The organism is uncultured Sphingomonas sp. (genome assembly GCF_964021865.1).
Classification (GTDB): Bacteria; Pseudomonadota; Alphaproteobacteria; order Sphingomonadales; family Sphingomonadaceae; genus Sphingomonas.
The window spans coordinates 15054-30950 of sequence record NZ_CAXIAM010000041.1; the positions used below are offsets into that span (position 1 = coordinate 15054).

Below are 15897 nucleotides of genomic sequence, written 5' to 3' on the forward strand. Positions count from 1 at the left end.
CGCGGCGCTGGCTGCGGGCTTTATGGCAATGTCCGTTGCCGCCTCGGCGCAACACGCCACCGGGCCCGCGAATGATATCCGCGTCGTCGGCCACCGCGATCCCGAAGGTCTGCTGCCCGACCAAACCGCGCCGAAGGCGGTGAGTGCGATCTCCTCCGAGTTCATCGTCAAGCAGGCCCCGACGCTCAACGCGTTCCAGCTCGTCAATCTCCTGCCCGGTGCGAACGTCGCCTCCAGCGACCCTTATGGCCTGTCGACGAGTTCGAGCCTGACGCTCCGCGGATTGGGCCAGGACGAGATCGGCGTGCTGCTGGAAGGCGCGCCGCAGAACGACATCGGTTATTATTATGCCTATCCGTCGCAGTTTGCCGATCCGGGGAACGTGCGGCTGATCGCGCTGGCGCAAGGATCAGTCGACATCGACTCGCCGACGGTGGGCGGGGCGGGCGGGTTGCTGTCGCTGACGCTCGACGACCCGAAGGCGACGCGGCGGGCGCTGGTCGATCTCTCGCTGGGGTCCTATGCGTTGCGTCGCGTGTTCGCGCGCGTCGATACGGGGACGATCGGCACGACGGGGCTCACCGCGTTCGTGTCCTATTCGAACACCCGCGCCGACAATTGGCGCGGCGCGGGCTACGATACGCGCCAGCATGTCGATGCCAAATTGCTGCACGAATGGGGCGACGGAAACCGCGCCAGCCTGGCGCTGTCGTACAACGATGCCAATTCGGCGAGCTATCCCAGCCCGACGCTTGCCCAGTGGCGGGCGCAGGGTCGTGATTTCAACTATGATGCGCAGTTCACCGCCGGGAACACCAATTTCTGGCAGCTATACCGGGCGCCGTTCCGCAACCTCTACGCCTCGGCCCCGGTGCATGTCACGCTGACCGATCGGCTGACGCTCGACACCACCACCTATCTCCAGTTCGGCTATGGCAACTCGCCCTACGGCACCCAACTCGCCACCACCGGCAATTTCCTGGGCAACGAGGAACTGACGCAACCGATCGCCGTGCCCGGTGCGGTCGATGGCGTGGCGACGGTCCTGGGCAATTACACCGGGGACCAGATGCGCACGGGCAACGTCAGCAAGCTGACGCTGCAGGCGGGCGTCCACCGGATCACCGCCGGATTGTGGTTCGATTACGGAACGGACCGCGTCACGCAGACCTACACCGCGGTCGATGGCGCGGGACGGCCGGCGGACCGATGGGGATATCGCAGCAAGGCGATCCGCACCGCCGACGGCCGCCTGCTCGCCTACGAAAACCAGCGCACCGTGACCGTGACGAAGGCCTTCTTCGTCGCCGACAGCATCGCTGTCGGTCCCCGCCTGACGATCGATGCCGGTATCAAGGGCGTCGGCTTGCTGCGCAACGGCCGCAATTACCTGCCCGGGCCGCAGACCCGCGTTCGCCGCGACAGTTTCATCCCCTTGCCGCGCGCAGCGGTGCATTACGCCTTGGATGACCGCCAGCAGTTGTTCGCCAACATCACGACCAATTTCCGGACGCCCAACGAATTCACGCTGTACGACAGCTATGACGGGGGGATCGTGTCGACCCGCGGCACCAACGCGCTGAAGAACGAATATTCGGTGTCGCAGGAACTGGGCTATCGCTACATCGGCCCCAACCTGTCGGGATCGATCACCGGCTTCCACTATAATTTCCGCAACCGTCAGCTGGCGACGGTGGTCGTTGCCGGTGGCGCGCAGGTCAATTCGACGCTGAACGCCGGCGGGCAGACGTCCTACGGCGTCGATGCCGAGATCGACTATCGGCCCGCCCGGGGTGTCAGCGTCTACCTTTCGGGCGAGGTTCTGCGTGCGCAGATCGACGACGATCTGCCGGTCGGTGCCGACGATCTGCCGACGCGGGGCAAGCGCGCGGTGTCGAGCCCGGTGCTGCAGGTCGGTGGCGGCGGCACGTATGACGACGGCCGCCTGTTCGGCAGCATCGCTGCGAAATATGTCGGGCGCCAATATGCGACGTTCATGAACGACGAGAGCATCAAGGGATATGCGACGCTGGACGTCGCCGTCGGCATGCATATGGCCGACTGGTTCGGCGGCAAGCCGACCGACCTCCGCGTCAACGCAATCAACGTGACCGATCCGCATGTCTTGGCGGGGGTTCAGGCGGTCAGCACCAACGCCGGCGATGTGATCGGACGGCGCGGCACGGTCATCGCCGGCAATGCGCCCGCTTATTACGTCGGCAGCGGCGCGGCCGTCGTTGCGACCCTGTCGCGTGGCTTCTGAGCATGAGCGTCGCCGAAGACCAAGGGACCGTCCACCGCGTGCACGGCATGGGCCTCGTAATGGAGGCGCCGACCTGGCCTGCGATTACGGACGACGAGGCGGCGGGCGTGCTGGCCCGCTTTCCGCTCGCAGCACCGATCGAGCGGCTGCGCTGGCATTCTCCGCGTCCCTTCTCGGCGGCGACGCTGGTCGATACGACGGCGGGCGCGCTGCTGCTCAAGCGCCACGATCGCCGGGTGCGTTCGGTCGCCGGATTGGCCGAGGAGCATGGTTTCATCACGCATCTCGCGCAGGCGGGGCTGCCCGTCCCGGACGTGCTGCGCACCGCGGACGGAGCCGGCGCGGTTGCGATCGGCGAATGGACCTATGAACTCCATCGCCGTGGGGCGGGGGACGATGCATATCGCGACCAGCCGTCGTGGACGCCCTTCCGATCACCCGCCCATGCCCATGAGGCTGGCGTCGCACTGGCGCGACTGCATCAGGCGTCGCACGGCTTCGACGCGCCCGCGCGCGTCGCGCAGCCGCTGGTCGCCAGCGTCAGCATCCTGTCCGCCAAGGCGCCGCTGGCGCGTGCCACGGCTTATATCGCCGCGCGGCCGGCATTGGCCGCGTTTCTGGAGGGGCGGCCGTGGCGGCGTCAGTTGTCGTCGCTCTTCGCGGCGTCGGGCGACGAGCTTGCGCAGCGGATGGCGGATCAAGCACCGCTGTGGACGCACAACGACTGGCATCCCTCCAATCTTCTCTGGTCGGCGGACGGCAAAGTCGAAACCGTCTTCGACTTCGGCCTGGCCGATCGGACCTGCGCCGCACACGACCTGGCGATCGCGATCGAGCGGACCGCTTTCGCGTGGCTGGAACTCGGGGAGCGCCGGGATGACAGCATCGCCGACCCCGTCGCCGCGCGTTCGCTGCTCGCCGGCTATTCGACGATCCGCCCGCTGGATCGCGACGCGATCGACACAATCGTCCGGCTACTGCCGCTGGTGCATATCGAATTCGCACTGTCCGAAGTCGCCTATTTCGCCGGCGTCGTCGAAGATCGCGACGCGGCATTGCTTGCCTGGGAGCGATACCTCCTCGGCCATGCGGACTGGTTCCGCTCCGCCGCCGGGCAGGCTTTCCTCACGCGGCTTCGCGGCGAGCGCAGCATCTGATGTCGCCCCTTGAGATCGCCGCGGTGGCGACCAGCTTTCTGGCGATCTGGCTGACCTCCCGGCGCAACATGCTGTGCTGGCCGCTGAACCTTGTCGCGTGCGCCTTGTATTTCAAGTTGTTCCTCGACGTGCGGCTTTATGCGGACATGGTGCTGCAGGCGGTGTTCGGGGTCGGCATCCTCTATGGCTGGATCGTCTGGCGTCGTGGCCGGCACGACGCCGGCGCGGTCGTCGTGATGCCGCTGCGGCGCCGGCCGGCGATGGCCGGCTTGGCCGCCGGCCTGCTTGGCGGGCTCGCGATCGGGTGGTTTACCAGCCGCCATACCGACGCGGCGCTGCCCTGGATGGACGCGACCCTCAGCAGCTTCAGCCTTGTCGCGCAATATTGGACTGCCCGCCGCCACAGCGAGAGCTGGCTGCTCTGGATCGCGGTGGACGTCGTGTATGTCGGCATGTTCGCCTTCAAGGGACTGATCCTGACCGCGAGCCTCTATGCGGTGATGATTGGCCTCGCGGTGGTGGGCTACCGGCGGTGGCGGCAGGCGCGAAATTAGCTGTCTAACCACTGCCTTGGCGAACCGGGCGATTGCCTCGCCCAGGATCAAGGCCGATCCACCGACCAGCCTCCAGAACTCAGCGCCCACATTCCTGAATCGCACGCTCCATTGTGGCTGAGGTACCGTGATCGGAAGTCAGGCGGTCCGCGCGAACCTCTAAACATTCGACGCATCGATCCCAATCTTGGGTCAGCGCCCGCCAGCTCTCACGATCGCAGGACCGCCATGCTCGCTTTGCTTATCCACGTCGCCCTCTTGGCCCAGTGCACCCCCGGGGACTATCTCTGCAATTTGGGTCGCGCGCCCACTTACAGCGAGCAGGAGGCGGGCCGCATGGCAGTCCAGCGCCAGGAAGCGGAGCGGGAGCTAATCGACCGGCAAGCTGCCGCCACGATGTCCGCGACCAACAGCCAGGCAGAGGCTGCGCGCGTGCTCCCGAACAGGGTTGACGGCCTGATCGCTGACGGGCGCTGTGACGCTGCCGCTGATGCGGCGCTTGTTGGCGGCGATGCAGGCATGGCTCAACAGATCCGCACGCGCTGCAGACGGTAACGGCTTCGTTGCGACGCCCGGCCGCACCAAGCCGCCAGTGAAACGCCTCGGCGCGTTGCCCCCACGCCTCGGACATTTCGATAAGCGAACGGCGGTAATTGCGAGGCGGTCAGGGTGCCTGGAATGACCGCAGGTGGGTCAATTTGGAGGTTTGGCGTCTTCCACGACGCACCGGATCGTCCTTTGGCTAGGATCTGTTGGGTCCAGCAGGAACATGCCCGAGTCCCGATTGGCGGTAAGCCAGGCGACGTGCTCCGCGCCGATCCGCTGCCCAGGGACGAGGCGGGGTACTCCCGGCGGGGCAGGAGCGACGATCTCCGCGGCGATCCGGCCCGCGGCGTCTTCCAACGCTACTTGCGCGACCGGTCCGAAAAAGGCGTCGGAGGGTGCTGCCGCCATTTCGGTCGTCAGCGTTCCGTGGCTCGGCGCATCGAGGGCCTTTGCCAGCGTCAGATCACCTGTTCGCAGCCGTGCAACGCAGTCTGCGAGCGCCTTTGCCAATGCCCGCACGTCGCCAGCAGTCGTGCCCACGGAGATCACCGCGAGCAGGTGGCGCGCGTCGGACAGACCCACGCACAGCCGATGATGCTCGTTGAGCCAGTCATCCATCGCATAGCCTGAGACGCCGAGCGCGGAGACGTCGATCAACACCTTCGTGGGATCCAGCTGCGAGCCCAAGGGAATGTCCCGCGCCTCCAAGATACGAATTCCTTCGATGCCGGCCAGACGCCGACGCAAATCGTCAGCTCTCGCCACCGTCCGGCGCCATGTCGCCTCGCCGTCCACCGCATGGTCGCGTCGTGCGGCGTCCAGGCTCGCAAGGATCGGCACGGACGGGCTAGTCGTCTCGTAAAGTTCGTACGCCATCCACAGCCGCTGCTGATCGATCAACGCGCCGCGCGCGAGCAGCGCCGACCCTTGCGTCAGCGCCCCCATTGTCTTGTGCAGGCTGTATACGGCAACGTCCGCGCCTTTGGTGAGGGCGTCGTGAGGCAGCGCCTCGCAGAAGGCGAAAGCGCCGCCCCATGCCGCGTCGCAGATCAGGACCACGCCGCGCGCGTGGCAAAGGTCGGCCAAGGTAGCGATGTCGCTGGTCACGCCATAGTAGGTCGGCGACACCACGACGAACGCCTTCGCTCCGGGGTTCGCGTCGAGCGCTTCGGCAAGCGCGGTCGGGTCGACTCCATGCTCGATGTCCCAGCCGTCGTCGACGATCACGGGCACGATGCGGGCATCTAACCCTGCGGCCAGCGCATGGGCGCGCTCCGCTTTGTGCACGTTGGCCGCAAACAACACCGTGTCGCCGGAACGGGCTACCGCCGCCAACGCCATGTGCAGGCTCAGCGTCGATCCACCAGTCACGAACCGGCAGAAGTCTGCATTCCACGCCTCGGCCGCAATCTCGTGCGCGCGTTGGAGGACATGACCGCCTTCGGTGCGGTCGTCGAGCCCCTTAGGAGTAATGATATCCGCCGCGAAAACACGGGCGCCGAGCAGCTTACGCAGATCGCGTGCGGCGCCTCGACCGAGATTGTGGCCAGGCGCCCCGAAACCGCGGACTGGCCGCCGCTCCATCTTCGCCAATGCCTCGAGGATAGGAGTTTGCTTCTGATCCATGCGGCGGTGAACGCGCGACAGGTCAGGATGACCCGCGCGCGCAGATAACCTTTTTGCGAGCTGCGCCTGCAGATTGCCTGCGCTTGCGCATCGAGCGGAACCAAAACGACGCAACGACATTTGACAGCATGATGTCATGTAGAAAACAGGCTGTCATATGCTGTCTGAGGACAACACCGTGCGCGCGCTGGCGCTGGCGGTCTTCGCTGCCAACGGCCGGCTGGTTAGCGCCGGCAATGAACTCGTCGCGCATCTCGGGCTGACCAGCGCCTGGTGGCAGGTCCTGGCGGCGTTGCGCTACTCGCCGATGCCGCTACCGACCGCATCGATCGCCCGCAACATGGGCCTGACCCGGCAGGCGGTTCAGCGTATCGTCGATGTGCTCGCCGAACGTGGGCTGGTCGAGTTTCAGAGCAATCCGCACCACCAACGCGCGAAGCTGGTCGTCTTGACGGCCGCCGGGCTCAGCGCGGTCACCGGCGCGGAAAACGTGGTCGCGCCCTTGGATCAAGCCATCGCCGACCGAATTGGAAGCGAGCGCCTGCACGCCGCGATCGCCACCCTTGGCGAGATGATCGCCGTCATTTCCGAGCGGCTCGACGGTGCCGAAACCGTGTCGCTCCCCGTCCACCACAGCTATGAGGAAGCCCTGTCATGATCCTGGTTCTGGGCGCGACTGGCGGCATCGGCGGCGAGGTCTGCCGACAGCTGAAGAAGGCGGGCACGTCGTTCCGGGCGATGGCGCGCAAGCAGGAGCAGGTCGACTCCTTCCGCAAGGACGGCGTCGATGCCGTGCTCGGTGACCTCGACCAACCAGAAACGCTGTCGGCGGCGATGAGCGGCATCGACACGCTGTTCCTGGTCACCGCGCCCAAGCCCCCGCAGGTCGCGCAGGAGACGGCGGCGATCGATGCCGCCACGCGCGCCGGCGTAAGCCGCATCGTCAAGATCTCCGCGTCCGACTGCAACGTGCGGTCGAAGATTCCCTGGGCGAAGGCGCATGCGCTGATCGATCATCACCTGCGCGCGTCGGGGGTCGACTGGACGATCCTGATGCCAACCGCGTTCATGCAGAACTTCCTGTGGTTCACCAAGCCGGTGGCCAAGGGCTATCTGCCGCTTGGTGCCGGCAAGGGATCGGTGTCCTGGATCGACACCCGCGACATCGCGCGGGTCTCCGCAACCGTGCTGACGCAAGACGGGCACAGCCGCGCGACCTATTTCCTGACCGGGCCCGAGACCTTCGACATGGCGGAAGCTGCCGTCCAGCTGTCGCAGATGACGGGGCGCAAGGTGCGCTACCTCGATCTGCCTGTGCCGGTATTCCATACGGTGCTGCGCCTGGCCGGCAACTCGCGCTGGATGGCCAAGGGGCTCATCGCGCAGTTCAGCGACATGGTGGCGGGCCACCACGATATCGATCCGACCGGCGAGGTCGAGCGCCTGACTGGCCAGCCCCCGCGCGACTTCGCCAGCTTCCTGCGCGACCATCGCGACGCCTTCGTCAAGGCTGCCTGACCCGCCGGCCTTCCGTATGTCAGTTTCCAGCGATCACGGTTGCCACCGCGTCCGGCCCGGGAACGGTTGGCTGCGTCAAGCTGCTTGTGGCATCGCCCCGTTGAAAGCGGGGCCTGTCGTCCGTGGTTCGTTCTGCCGCCGCGTCGACGTATCGTGAGGCAAGGTACGATCGGCGACCAGCTCGAACGTGTCTCCATCGACCATGACTTGCGGGCTTAGAGGCCGAGAATTGTAGCTTGAGGCCATCGCTGCTCCGTACGCGCCGGTTGCATGGAAGACAGCCAACTCTCCACGATCAACGTGATCGATCGCGCGATCGATACCGAACATGTCACCAGTCTCGCAGACAGGTCCCGCGATATTGGCGACCATTGTCCGTCCATCCGGACGAACGGCCGCGAAGCGGTGATATGCGTCGTAGAGCGCGGGACGCGCCAGATCGTTCATCGCCGCATCGACGATCACGAACGGGTGGGTTACGCCCGGTTTCACCCAGATCACCCGCGTCAGCAGCACGCCAGCCAAGCCGGTGATGATGCGACCGGGTTCGAACGTGAGGCAGACGTTCCAGTCGCGCGTCACCCGCGCGACCATCGCGGCGTAGTCGGTGAGAGACGGCATGACATCTTCGGGTCGGTAAGGGATGCCAAGCCCACCGCCCAGATCCACGCGGGTGATCGTGTGCCCGCGTGCGCGAAGTTCGAGAACCAGCTCACCGATCCTGCGGTACGCGGCCTCCAGCGGTTCGAGATTGCTGATCTGACTGCCGATATGGAGCGCGAGTCCTTGCAGATCGAGGCCATCCAATTGGGCGAGCCGATCATACATGTCCGGCGCACCAGCGATATCGACGCCGAATTTGCTTGTCCGTCTGCCGGTCGTGATCTTGGCATGCGTTCCGCCGTCGATATCGGGGTTCACGCGTAACACCGCCGGTGCGCGGCTCCCGCGTCGTCGCGCGAACTGCGCCAGAACGCGGCCTTCTTCCTCCAGCTCGAGATTGAACTGGCCGATGCCGGCCTCCAGCGCGTCGATCAGCTCTCGGTCGGTCTTCCCGACGCCGGAGAAGACCACATTCGCAGGCGCGATCCCAGCATCCAAGGCCCGGCGCAGCTCGCCGCCCGAGACGATGTCGGCGCCGTAGCCGCGCTGTGCGAGCAACCGTAGGACTGCGCCGTTGGGGTTGGCCTTGACCGCGAAGGCGAACCGCGCGGAAGGCAGATCCCGCAGGGCTGACGTGAATGCGTCGGCGGCCTGCCGGAGCGCGCCGGCCGAATAGACGTGCACGGGCGTACCGACGGCGTCGGCGATAGTGGGCAGAGGTACGCTCTCGGCGCACAGCACACCGTCACGATAGTCGAAGAAGCTCATGGTGGAGAACCTTGCGTGTCAGTGTCCGAAACCGTCGTCTGCCTGCCCGCGACGACGGACGCGGGCGGCATGGACGACGTCGACAGTGCGGCTGTGTCCGCGCCGCTCGGCCCGGAGCAATTGACCGACCCGCTTGCCGTGGATCATCAACGGCAAGCCGAGCAGGGCAAGCGGAAAGAAGACGATCATCGCCGGGGAGCCGTCAAGCGCCAGGCACATCGCACAGGAGGAAGCCAGCAGCGCAAAGCCGCCCGCTTTCCATTGCAGATCGCGCCGGGTCATGCCGCCCGTGCCCGATCACGCGAGAAATCGCGATCGTCGATGACCAGGTCGCCGGCCTTCGCGAGGCCCTCCCGCAAGTCTGGTCGATCATGACTTGCGCCGCTACCGCGCCACAGGACGATGTCTGCCGGGACGTCGGCTTCGCCGGCCAGCGCTTCGATCATGTCTGTTACCTCGAAGGTGAGGCCGATCGCGGGATCATGCAGCCGCGCAGCCGCTGCACGCGCACGCCCGATCATCGCGGGCGAGCCGTCGATGCCGTGGCCTTCGATCGCCGTGAAGCCGAGCGCCCTGGCATGACGCACCGCTTCAATCAGCAAGGTGCCGCAGGCACAGTCGGCGTCGACGATCCGCACGGCATGGCGTCGCCGCGCGCGCAGGGCCGCGAGCGCCGTGCAGATGTGAGCCCAGCGGATGTCATTGTGAGCGGTACGACTGCCGGGAAGCGTGGAGGGGCGGGCCGACGGCGGGAACGGCGCGCGCCCCGCCGGAACCATCGGCTTCAGTTTCGATGTCATGGTAAAGTCCTCAGGCGGCGCGGCGTAGCGCGTGCTCGGCCGGGCTCACCGGCTCGAAGGAGATGAGCGGAACCAGCGGTGCCGAGACGATTTCCAGGCTCGCGTGGTACATTTGCCGTTCCGCCTCGGCGTAGCTGAGTGCTGCGCCTCGCGAGACGAACCGGCCTTCCATCTTTCGGCTGCTATCCTGCACGAGCCAGTGGCCCGCCTTGTCCTGACCGACGTAGATAATTGTCCCGGGTTCGTCGGGCTCCGGAGTGGGTTCAGACGACATATCGCCTTCGAAACCTTCTATGATCGAGCGTCCAGCGCCCGCTCATCGGAGGTACGAGCCCCCGCATAGCGATTCGAGATCGATTCCGGGAAAGTGCATAGTGCGCGCGTAAGCCTGACAACGGCTCGTCGCATTCGGGCTGCTCTGCGTGTGATCTACAACCAACGCGCCTTGCGGAAGCGCCAGTACAACGCCGAACAGATCGTCAGGATCACGCCGATCGTCACAGGGTAACCGTATGGGCTCCGCAGCTCGGGCATATGCTCGAAGTTCATGCCGTAGATGCCGGCGATGGCAGTCGGCACGGCCAGGATCGCTGCCCAGGCCGCAAGCTGGCGCGTGATCGCGCCGGTGCGCTGCTGCTCGATGAGATTGCTGAACTCGAACACCGATGACAGCAGATCGCGCAAGCCGCTCGCCATTGTCTCCACCCTGCGAACGTGATCCAGCACGTCGCGAAAATACAGCCGCGCCTCGGCATCGACGCACGGCAGCTCGTTCTTGGACAGCTTGCGGGCGACCTCCTCCATCGGCACCAGAATGCGATCGAAGCGCATCAGGTCACGTCGCAGCGCAAAGATTCGGGCGATCTCGGCGCGATCGAGGAAGGTGTCGAGCATCCGCTGCTCCATGCTCGCGACTTCCTCCTCGAGCGCGGTCATCAGCGGCAGATAGCCGTCGACGATGAAGTCGAGGATGGCGTGGAGGACATAGTCGCCGCCCTTGCCCAGCAGGTCGGGTGCGGCCTCCAGATGCTCGCGCAGCGGCTTGTAGGACCTTGTCGAGCCCTGTCGAACGGTGATGATATGGCTGTGACCGAGAAAGGCGGCCGTCTGGCCATAGACGATGTGCCCGTCGCACAAATGAGCAGTCCGGCCGATGACGAACAGCTGATCGCCGTACACGTCGACCTTCGGCAGCTGCCCGTCCTTGAGCGCGTCCTCGATCGCAAGCGGGTGAAGGTTGTAGAGGCGCTGCAGCGTTTCGATCTCGTCGTCACACGGATCGGTCAGCCCGATCCAGACGAACTCCGATCGGTCGGACGGGCAATCCACCCGTTCGTCGATCGCGATCTCGCGAACACGGCGGCCATGGCGATACAGATAGGCGGCGATGACAGGCATAATAGTCCTGATCAGCGGCGAGGCGCTGATGTCCAGTCGATTAACGCCCGTTCGGACTTTCCGACATTGGATTCGGCGATCAACCGAGTGCGCCGCGACAGACCCATCCGGTGCCGCGCCTGCATCATCGAAGCGCCATGGCGCGTATCGAACGCCCGTCCCTGTGGCGTGATCGGTGCCTCCAGGCGCGATTGGAACGCGATTCGCGCACGCAGCGCCTCGCGACGCAGGCGCTCAGGCGCCGGCTTGAACAGCTTGGCGCCATGAATCAGAAGGAGGATGCCGGTGCTGGCGAGAATGAACGTCAGCAGGCCGAGGCCAAATTCGGCGGCCCGCGCAGGACCATGCCGCACCACTTCGAATACGCTTCGATGGATCAGCGTCGATCCGCCGGAACACACAAGCAGCAAAACACCAAGCAACCGTGACGGAACCTTACCCACGGGCCATGCTGCCTTTCGACGTCCGATCACTGACCAGGCTCAGCCGTCCCTCGATCCGGTGCGGGACCCCTGCTGACGTCGCGACCGAAACCGATGTTCGACCACGCCGCTCCGCTTCCGCGAACCTTTGTGCCGCTTGTGCGGATGAGAAGCGACCGAGGAGCATTCCTGCGCTCTCACGAACGGTCCAGTCCCCATCGATGTCGCGGCCTACCACCAGCATGGCCGGTTCCGGGATGTTCATCTGGATGCTACCTTCTGACGGAGGGGAGACGTTCAGGTCGGGGCGCCCCCGCCAGCGAGCGCTCACCTCGACCTCATCGAAAAGATGACGACCCAGAAGCGCAAGCGCGCTGCCGGCACTCGCGGCCATGAAGCCGACCGCCGCGATCCCATAGGCAAGGACACCAGCCTTTTGCGGTGGTACGTGCATGGTAACGAGCCGCGAAATCGCGGTGTAACTCACCCAGCAAAGAAGAAGTCCCGTCGCGCGCAGAACGATGTCGGCGCGCCGTGACCGGTGAAACGCTGCCATGCCACAACCCTTGGTGTGGCAACTCAATTATCGCCCTCGACATAGCATTTCGAGATCGATTCCAGCTAATTGCATAGCACGCGCATAGTGCTGAGAAATGGTGTGTGCCGCCCATGCCTGCGCGCTAGCGGACTCGAGTGCTTAGCCAGGCCGCGACGCGCCTGTTTGTGAAGAGCTATGGCCCCGCCAGATACTTGTCGCAGTGATTTCCATCACAGCGGATCGCCGCCGTCGCCGAGCCGCTGGCGAAAGCCATGAAGGCTTGAATCGAGGAAGCGGCGGCAGTCCTTCGCGAAATGCGAGTGATCGACATAGCCGGCTTCCCACAGCACCCGCCCGGCACCACGCATATCGGGAATCAAGCGCCGGAGCACGCCCAGGAGGCGCTGCAGCATCAGCAGGCGCTTCGGCGGCAGGCCGAACACGTGCAGGCAGATGGCCGACAATTGTCGCGGCGTGATGCCGAGCGTCGCGCAGACCTCGCCGACGCTGGCGCGCGGATTGGCGTCGATCAGTGCGATGATCTGCTGCGCCACGCCAGCGCGGGCGCGACCGGCGGCACGTTGCGCGGCGAGCCACGGGGCGAACGCCGTCGCGGCGTCGGCGTCGGCACCGGCGTCGCAGGGGTTCGGCGTGGCCGCCGGGTCGATGCTGGCAAGCGGCACGATGCGGTCGGTGAAGCGAGAAAGGTCGCGATCGGACAGCGTCGGCCAGGCGGTTGCGCGCAGCCGCAGGCCGAGCAGCGTCGCGCCGCCTTGATCAAGCTGCGCGATCTTGGTCGTCGGCCCGATGAATCCGATCGGCGGTAGCGGCGCGCTCGTACGACGGCGGATCGTAAGCCGCGCCGCCGCCTCGCCACCGACCAGCATGTATATCCGCGGCCCGCCCGGCAATATGATCGTGCCGCCTGCCCCCGGGATTGGTGTACGCACCACATAATCGGCGACGAGGTCGTTGTTGGGTGACGGGGATACGGCGCCCCTCCCGGACATTGGCGATGACCTCTCCACTCACGTCTCCGCGATGCTTTGCGCGAAGATACGTCGCCAGACGGCCGGCGGATGCGCCCTAGCGAACAGGTCAGCGTCGCGACGGATGGTCGTGGGGCGAGGCGCGGATCAGGTTGCTGAAGATCAGACGGACCAGGTCGACCTGCCGGTTGCTGCCGGTCTTGACGAACACCTGCTTCAGATAGCCGCGCGCGGTGCCGAGCTTGACGTGCAGCGCCTGGGCGGCCGCCGCCAGCGTCTGGCCCGACGCCAACAGGCAGGTCAGCTCGGTTTCGACCCGCGACAGCCGGAACAGCTTGCACACCGGCTCGGCGAGCTGGTGAATGTCCAGCCCGGGATCGACGAAGAACAGCAGCGCCCCTTCGCCATCGCCGTCCGCGTGCGCCGACCGTGGCATCGCCGCGAACGAGGTGACCAGCGGCGGCCCGCTGTCACGCCGCAACATCAACAACGGCATGCGGTCGACGGCGCCGTCCACGCCACTCTGTGCCAGCACATAGCCGATCGCGGTCGAAAGCGCCGCGGCATCGCTACGATCGGTGGCCTGTACCTGTCCTCGATGCTCGCGAATCCCGTCGTGTCGTTCCATCAGGTGTCGCGCCGTTTCGTTGGCGAAGGCGATATGCCCGTCGTCCGACAGCAGCACGACCCCGATTGCCACCAGGTTCAGCCCGGTCTCGATCCCGACAGTCCGCCGCTGCGCCAGCCGCGCCGCTTGCCACAACCGGAAGTAGGCCGAGACGCTGGGCCATTCACGGCGGCACTGCGCCTCGATCGCGCGACGCGCCGCATCGTCGGCCGAGCTGAAGATGAGATTGACGAACGTGCCTGGCTGCCCCGGCGTTCGCTGGACGGGGATCACCAGCGCCGAGGCGGGATAGGCGGTCGACACGCGGTCGCACCAGACCGGTTCGGGCGCACGATGGCCGCAATCGGATTCGATCCGGTCGGCGATCTGCGCCAGCGCCGCGCCGGTGAGATCGTCCAGCCCCTGCGCGGCGAGGCAGCGCGACGCGCCCTGCTCATGCGTACTGGTAAGTGCCCACGCCTCCGCGCCCAGCGTGCTGGCGAAATGGCCGGTGACCATCGCTACGTCGTCGGCGACCGTGATCGCGTCGTCGTATATGTCGTGGAAGGTGACCCGCGCGTCGCGCAGCGGTGTCCGCCCGTCAATCAAATGCCGCACGCTCCCGCTATCGTGCCCCGCCACCACACTGGCGCGCGCAACGGCCCCGCGGAAGAGCATGGGCAGATCTTTGTCTGCCAGCAATGCACTACCTCTCCACCTTTGGTGCCCGATTCCCTGTGTCGAGCTGCCCTCTTCTACGCCAACCGGCCGCCACGTCGTTTGATCCGATGTATCCCATTTTGAAACAAGGGGAAGATCAGTGATTTGTACCCCCTCATTTGGGGGTGGCTGGCGTGGTGAAACGGGAGGAGCGGTCGCCCGCAAAGGGGGGGGATGGTTAACGAATGATTAACGGTATTGGCGGGACGGCTCGGTCCGCAGGATTGCCGGGCTGGAAAACACCGCCGGCTGAACCGGCCAACAAGGGATGCCTTGCCATGAAATCGCGTCTTCTGATCGCCGCATCGATACCGGTCCTGGCGTGGACCGTGCCCGTTTGCGCCCAGACCACCGAACCCGGAAACACCTACACGACCACGAATACGAACACCGGCAACGCCGCCGGCAATGACGTGGCCAGCAGCGCCTATAATACGGACAACACCAACAGCTCTACCAACACCAACAGTTCGACCAACGACAGCAACAACACTGCGACCAATACGCAGACCGACTCGTCGGATCGTTCGTGGACCGACAACTCGAACCGCTCGTCGACGGACAATTCGAACAACTCGCGTACCAACAACTCCACGAACGATAGCAACAACACCGCTACCTCGACCTCGACGTGGACCGATCAATCGAACCGCTCGACCACGGACAATTCGAACAATTCACGCACGAACACCAACACGAACACCGACAGCAGCGGTGCATCGGGTGCGCAGGTGGCGGCCAACAACGGCGGCAGTGCGACCGACAGCCGCAATCAGTCCACCACCAACACCGACAATTCCGATCGGTCGATGACCGACAATTCGAACCGTTCGATGGCGACCACCACCAACACGACCAACTCCTCCGCCAACGGCGCGCAAGTGGCGGCCAACAACGGCAGCACCGCTAGCGACAATCGCAATCAATCGGTGACCAACACCGACAATGCCGATCGGTCGTACACCTATAACGACAATGCCGATCGCTCGACCGTGAACAACGACAACTCAGACCGCTCGACGACCAACACCTCGACCACCACCTCGGCGTCGGGCGCACAGGTCGCGAACAATGGCGGTGGTTCGGCGACCGATAGTCGCGACCAGTCGAACAATTCGCGGATGACGACCACGGACACCGACAATTCGGCGAGCGGGGCGCAGGTCGCGGCCAGTGGTGGCGGCAACGCCAGCGACAGTCGCAACCAGTCGACCAGTACGAACACCACGACCACATCCGCATCGGGTGCGCAGGTCGCCTCGAACGGCAGCGGCTCGGCGACTGACAGCCGCAATCAGTCCATGACCGACAATTCGCAGACCAGTTCGGCAAATGGTGCGCAGGTCGCGAGCAACGGCGGTGGCTCCGCGACCGATAGCCGCAATCAG

At 65.4% G+C, this 15897-nt stretch carries 16 protein-coding genes and 1 pseudogene; 7 read left to right on the forward strand and 10 right to left on the reverse strand.

Annotation, left to right across the window (positions count from 1 at the left end):
* Nucleotides 1-22 precede the first annotated feature (22 nt).
* The 4 genes from AADI75_RS11450 (at nucleotide 23) to AADI75_RS11465 (ending at nucleotide 4529) form a co-directional block, all read left to right on the forward strand.
* A complete protein-coding gene (locus tag AADI75_RS11450; RefSeq protein WP_341209152.1) occupies nucleotides 23-2263 on the forward strand; it encodes a TonB-dependent receptor in 2241 nt (746 codons plus the stop codon).
* Between the two features lie 2 nt (nucleotides 2264-2265).
* The gene (locus AADI75_RS11455; protein WP_341209153.1) at nucleotides 2266-3420 is read left to right on the forward strand and encodes a phosphotransferase; all 1155 of its coding nucleotides are present in this window, start codon (nucleotides 2266-2268) and stop codon (nucleotides 3418-3420) included.
* Nucleotides 3420-3974 (forward strand): nicotinamide riboside transporter PnuC, encoded by a 555-nt coding sequence (gene pnuC, locus AADI75_RS11460; protein ID WP_341209154.1) that lies wholly within the window; start codon nucleotides 3420-3422, stop codon nucleotides 3972-3974. The genes AADI75_RS11455 and pnuC overlap by 1 nt, the downstream gene beginning before the upstream one ends.
* 336 nt (nucleotides 3975-4310) lie before the next feature.
* On the forward strand, nucleotides 4311-4529 hold the full coding sequence (locus AADI75_RS11465) for a hypothetical protein (protein WP_341209155.1): 219 nt from the start codon (nucleotides 4311-4313) through the stop codon (nucleotides 4527-4529).
* A gap of 138 nt (nucleotides 4530-4667) precedes the next feature.
* Here the strand turns inward: AADI75_RS11465 and AADI75_RS11470 are convergent, their stop codons facing one another.
* Nucleotides 4668-6266: an aminotransferase class V-fold PLP-dependent enzyme gene (locus tag AADI75_RS11470; RefSeq protein ID WP_341209156.1), complete on the reverse strand. Its 1599-nt coding sequence runs from the start codon at nucleotides 6264-6266 to the stop codon at nucleotides 4668-4670.
* Between the two features lie 58 nt (nucleotides 6267-6324).
* Between AADI75_RS11470 and AADI75_RS11475 the strand changes: the two genes are divergently transcribed.
* Nucleotides 6325-6804, forward strand: coding sequence for a MarR family transcriptional regulator (locus AADI75_RS11475; RefSeq protein ID WP_341209157.1), 480 nt, complete (start codon nucleotides 6325-6327; stop codon nucleotides 6802-6804).
* Nucleotides 6801-7664 (forward strand): SDR family oxidoreductase, encoded by an 864-nt coding sequence (locus AADI75_RS11480; protein WP_341209158.1) that lies wholly within the window; start codon nucleotides 6801-6803, stop codon nucleotides 7662-7664. Before AADI75_RS11475 ends, AADI75_RS11480 begins: the two co-directional genes overlap by 4 nt.
* Before the next feature lie 75 nt (nucleotides 7665-7739).
* On the opposite strand, the gene lysA is transcribed toward AADI75_RS11480, so the two are convergent.
* The 9 genes from lysA to AADI75_RS11525 all read right to left on the reverse strand — a co-directional run bounded on the left by lysA (nucleotide 7740) and on the right by AADI75_RS11525 (nucleotide 14407).
* Complete coding sequence (lysA, locus tag AADI75_RS11485) at nucleotides 7740-9035, reverse strand: diaminopimelate decarboxylase (RefSeq protein ID WP_341209159.1); 1296 nt, start codon at nucleotides 9033-9035, stop codon at nucleotides 7740-7742.
* A gap of 18 nt (nucleotides 9036-9053) precedes the next feature.
* A complete protein-coding gene (locus AADI75_RS11490; protein ID WP_341209160.1) occupies nucleotides 9054-9317 on the reverse strand; it encodes a hypothetical protein in 264 nt (87 codons plus the stop codon).
* The gene (locus tag AADI75_RS11495) at nucleotides 9314-9835 is read right to left on the reverse strand and encodes an SAM-dependent methyltransferase (RefSeq protein WP_341209161.1); all 522 of its coding nucleotides are present in this window, start codon (nucleotides 9833-9835) and stop codon (nucleotides 9314-9316) included. The genes AADI75_RS11490 and AADI75_RS11495 overlap by 4 nt, the downstream gene beginning before the upstream one ends.
* A gap of 10 nt (nucleotides 9836-9845) precedes the next feature.
* Nucleotides 9846-10109, reverse strand: a complete 264-nt coding sequence (locus AADI75_RS11500) for a hypothetical protein (protein WP_341209162.1) — start codon at nucleotides 10107-10109, stop codon at nucleotides 9846-9848.
* A gap of 155 nt (nucleotides 10110-10264) precedes the next feature.
* The gene (locus AADI75_RS11505) at nucleotides 10265-11233 is read right to left on the reverse strand and encodes a magnesium and cobalt transport protein CorA (RefSeq protein ID WP_341209163.1); all 969 of its coding nucleotides are present in this window, start codon (nucleotides 11231-11233) and stop codon (nucleotides 10265-10267) included.
* Between the two features lie 11 nt (nucleotides 11234-11244).
* Nucleotides 11245-11676 (reverse strand): hypothetical protein, encoded by a 432-nt coding sequence (locus AADI75_RS11510; protein ID WP_341209164.1) that lies wholly within the window; start codon nucleotides 11674-11676, stop codon nucleotides 11245-11247.
* Nucleotides 11669-12211 (reverse strand): hypothetical protein, encoded by a 543-nt coding sequence (locus AADI75_RS11515; RefSeq protein WP_341209165.1) that lies wholly within the window; start codon nucleotides 12209-12211, stop codon nucleotides 11669-11671. Before AADI75_RS11515 ends, AADI75_RS11510 begins: the two co-directional genes overlap by 8 nt.
* 212 nt (nucleotides 12212-12423) lie before the next feature.
* Nucleotides 12424-13143 carry a helix-turn-helix domain-containing protein gene (locus AADI75_RS11520; RefSeq protein WP_341209166.1) on the reverse strand — a complete coding sequence of 240 codons (720 nt, stop codon included), beginning with the start codon at nucleotides 13141-13143 and terminating at the stop codon, nucleotides 12424-12426.
* 148 nt (nucleotides 13144-13291) lie between these two features.
* Nucleotides 13292-14407, reverse strand: a complete 1116-nt coding sequence (locus AADI75_RS11525; RefSeq protein WP_341209167.1) for a hypothetical protein — start codon at nucleotides 14405-14407, stop codon at nucleotides 13292-13294.
* Between the two features lie 380 nt (nucleotides 14408-14787).
* On the opposite strand from AADI75_RS11525, the pseudogene AADI75_RS11530 reads away from it, so the two are divergent.
* A pseudogene (locus tag AADI75_RS11530) lies at nucleotides 14788-15897 on the forward strand (hypothetical protein); the annotation flags it as partial.

Excerpts from the sequence above, each read along its gene's own strand:
- AADI75_RS11450 (WP_341209152.1), top strand. The coding sequence starts at position 23 with ATGGCAATGTCCGTTGCCGCCTCGGCGCAACACGCCACCGGGCCCGCG.
- AADI75_RS11455 (WP_341209153.1), top strand. The coding sequence starts at position 2,266 with ATGAGCGTCGCCGAAGACCAAGGGACCGTCCACCGCGTGCACGGCATG.
- pnuC (WP_341209154.1), top strand. The coding sequence starts at position 3,420 with ATGTCGCCCCTTGAGATCGCCGCGGTGGCGACCAGCTTTCTGGCGATC.
- AADI75_RS11465 (WP_341209155.1), top strand. The coding sequence starts at position 4,311 with ATGGCAGTCCAGCGCCAGGAAGCGGAGCGGGAGCTAATCGACCGGCAA.
- AADI75_RS11470 (WP_341209156.1), bottom strand. The coding sequence starts at position 6,266 with ATGTCGTTGCGTCGTTTTGGTTCCGCTCGATGCGCAAGCGCAGGCAAT.
- AADI75_RS11480 (WP_341209158.1), top strand. The coding sequence starts at position 6,801 with ATGATCCTGGTTCTGGGCGCGACTGGCGGCATCGGCGGCGAGGTCTGC.
- lysA (WP_341209159.1), bottom strand. The coding sequence starts at position 9,035 with ATGAGCTTCTTCGACTATCGTGACGGTGTGCTGTGCGCCGAGAGCGTA.
- AADI75_RS11490 (WP_341209160.1), bottom strand. The coding sequence starts at position 9,317 with ATGACCCGGCGCGATCTGCAATGGAAAGCGGGCGGCTTTGCGCTGCTG.
- AADI75_RS11495 (WP_341209161.1), bottom strand. The coding sequence starts at position 9,835 with ATGACATCGAAACTGAAGCCGATGGTTCCGGCGGGGCGCGCGCCGTTC.
- AADI75_RS11500 (WP_341209162.1), bottom strand. The coding sequence starts at position 10,109 with ATGTCGTCTGAACCCACTCCGGAGCCCGACGAACCCGGGACAATTATC.
- AADI75_RS11505 (WP_341209163.1), bottom strand. The coding sequence starts at position 11,233 with ATGCCTGTCATCGCCGCCTATCTGTATCGCCATGGCCGCCGTGTTCGC.
- AADI75_RS11515 (WP_341209165.1), bottom strand. The coding sequence starts at position 12,211 with ATGGCAGCGTTTCACCGGTCACGGCGCGCCGACATCGTTCTGCGCGCG.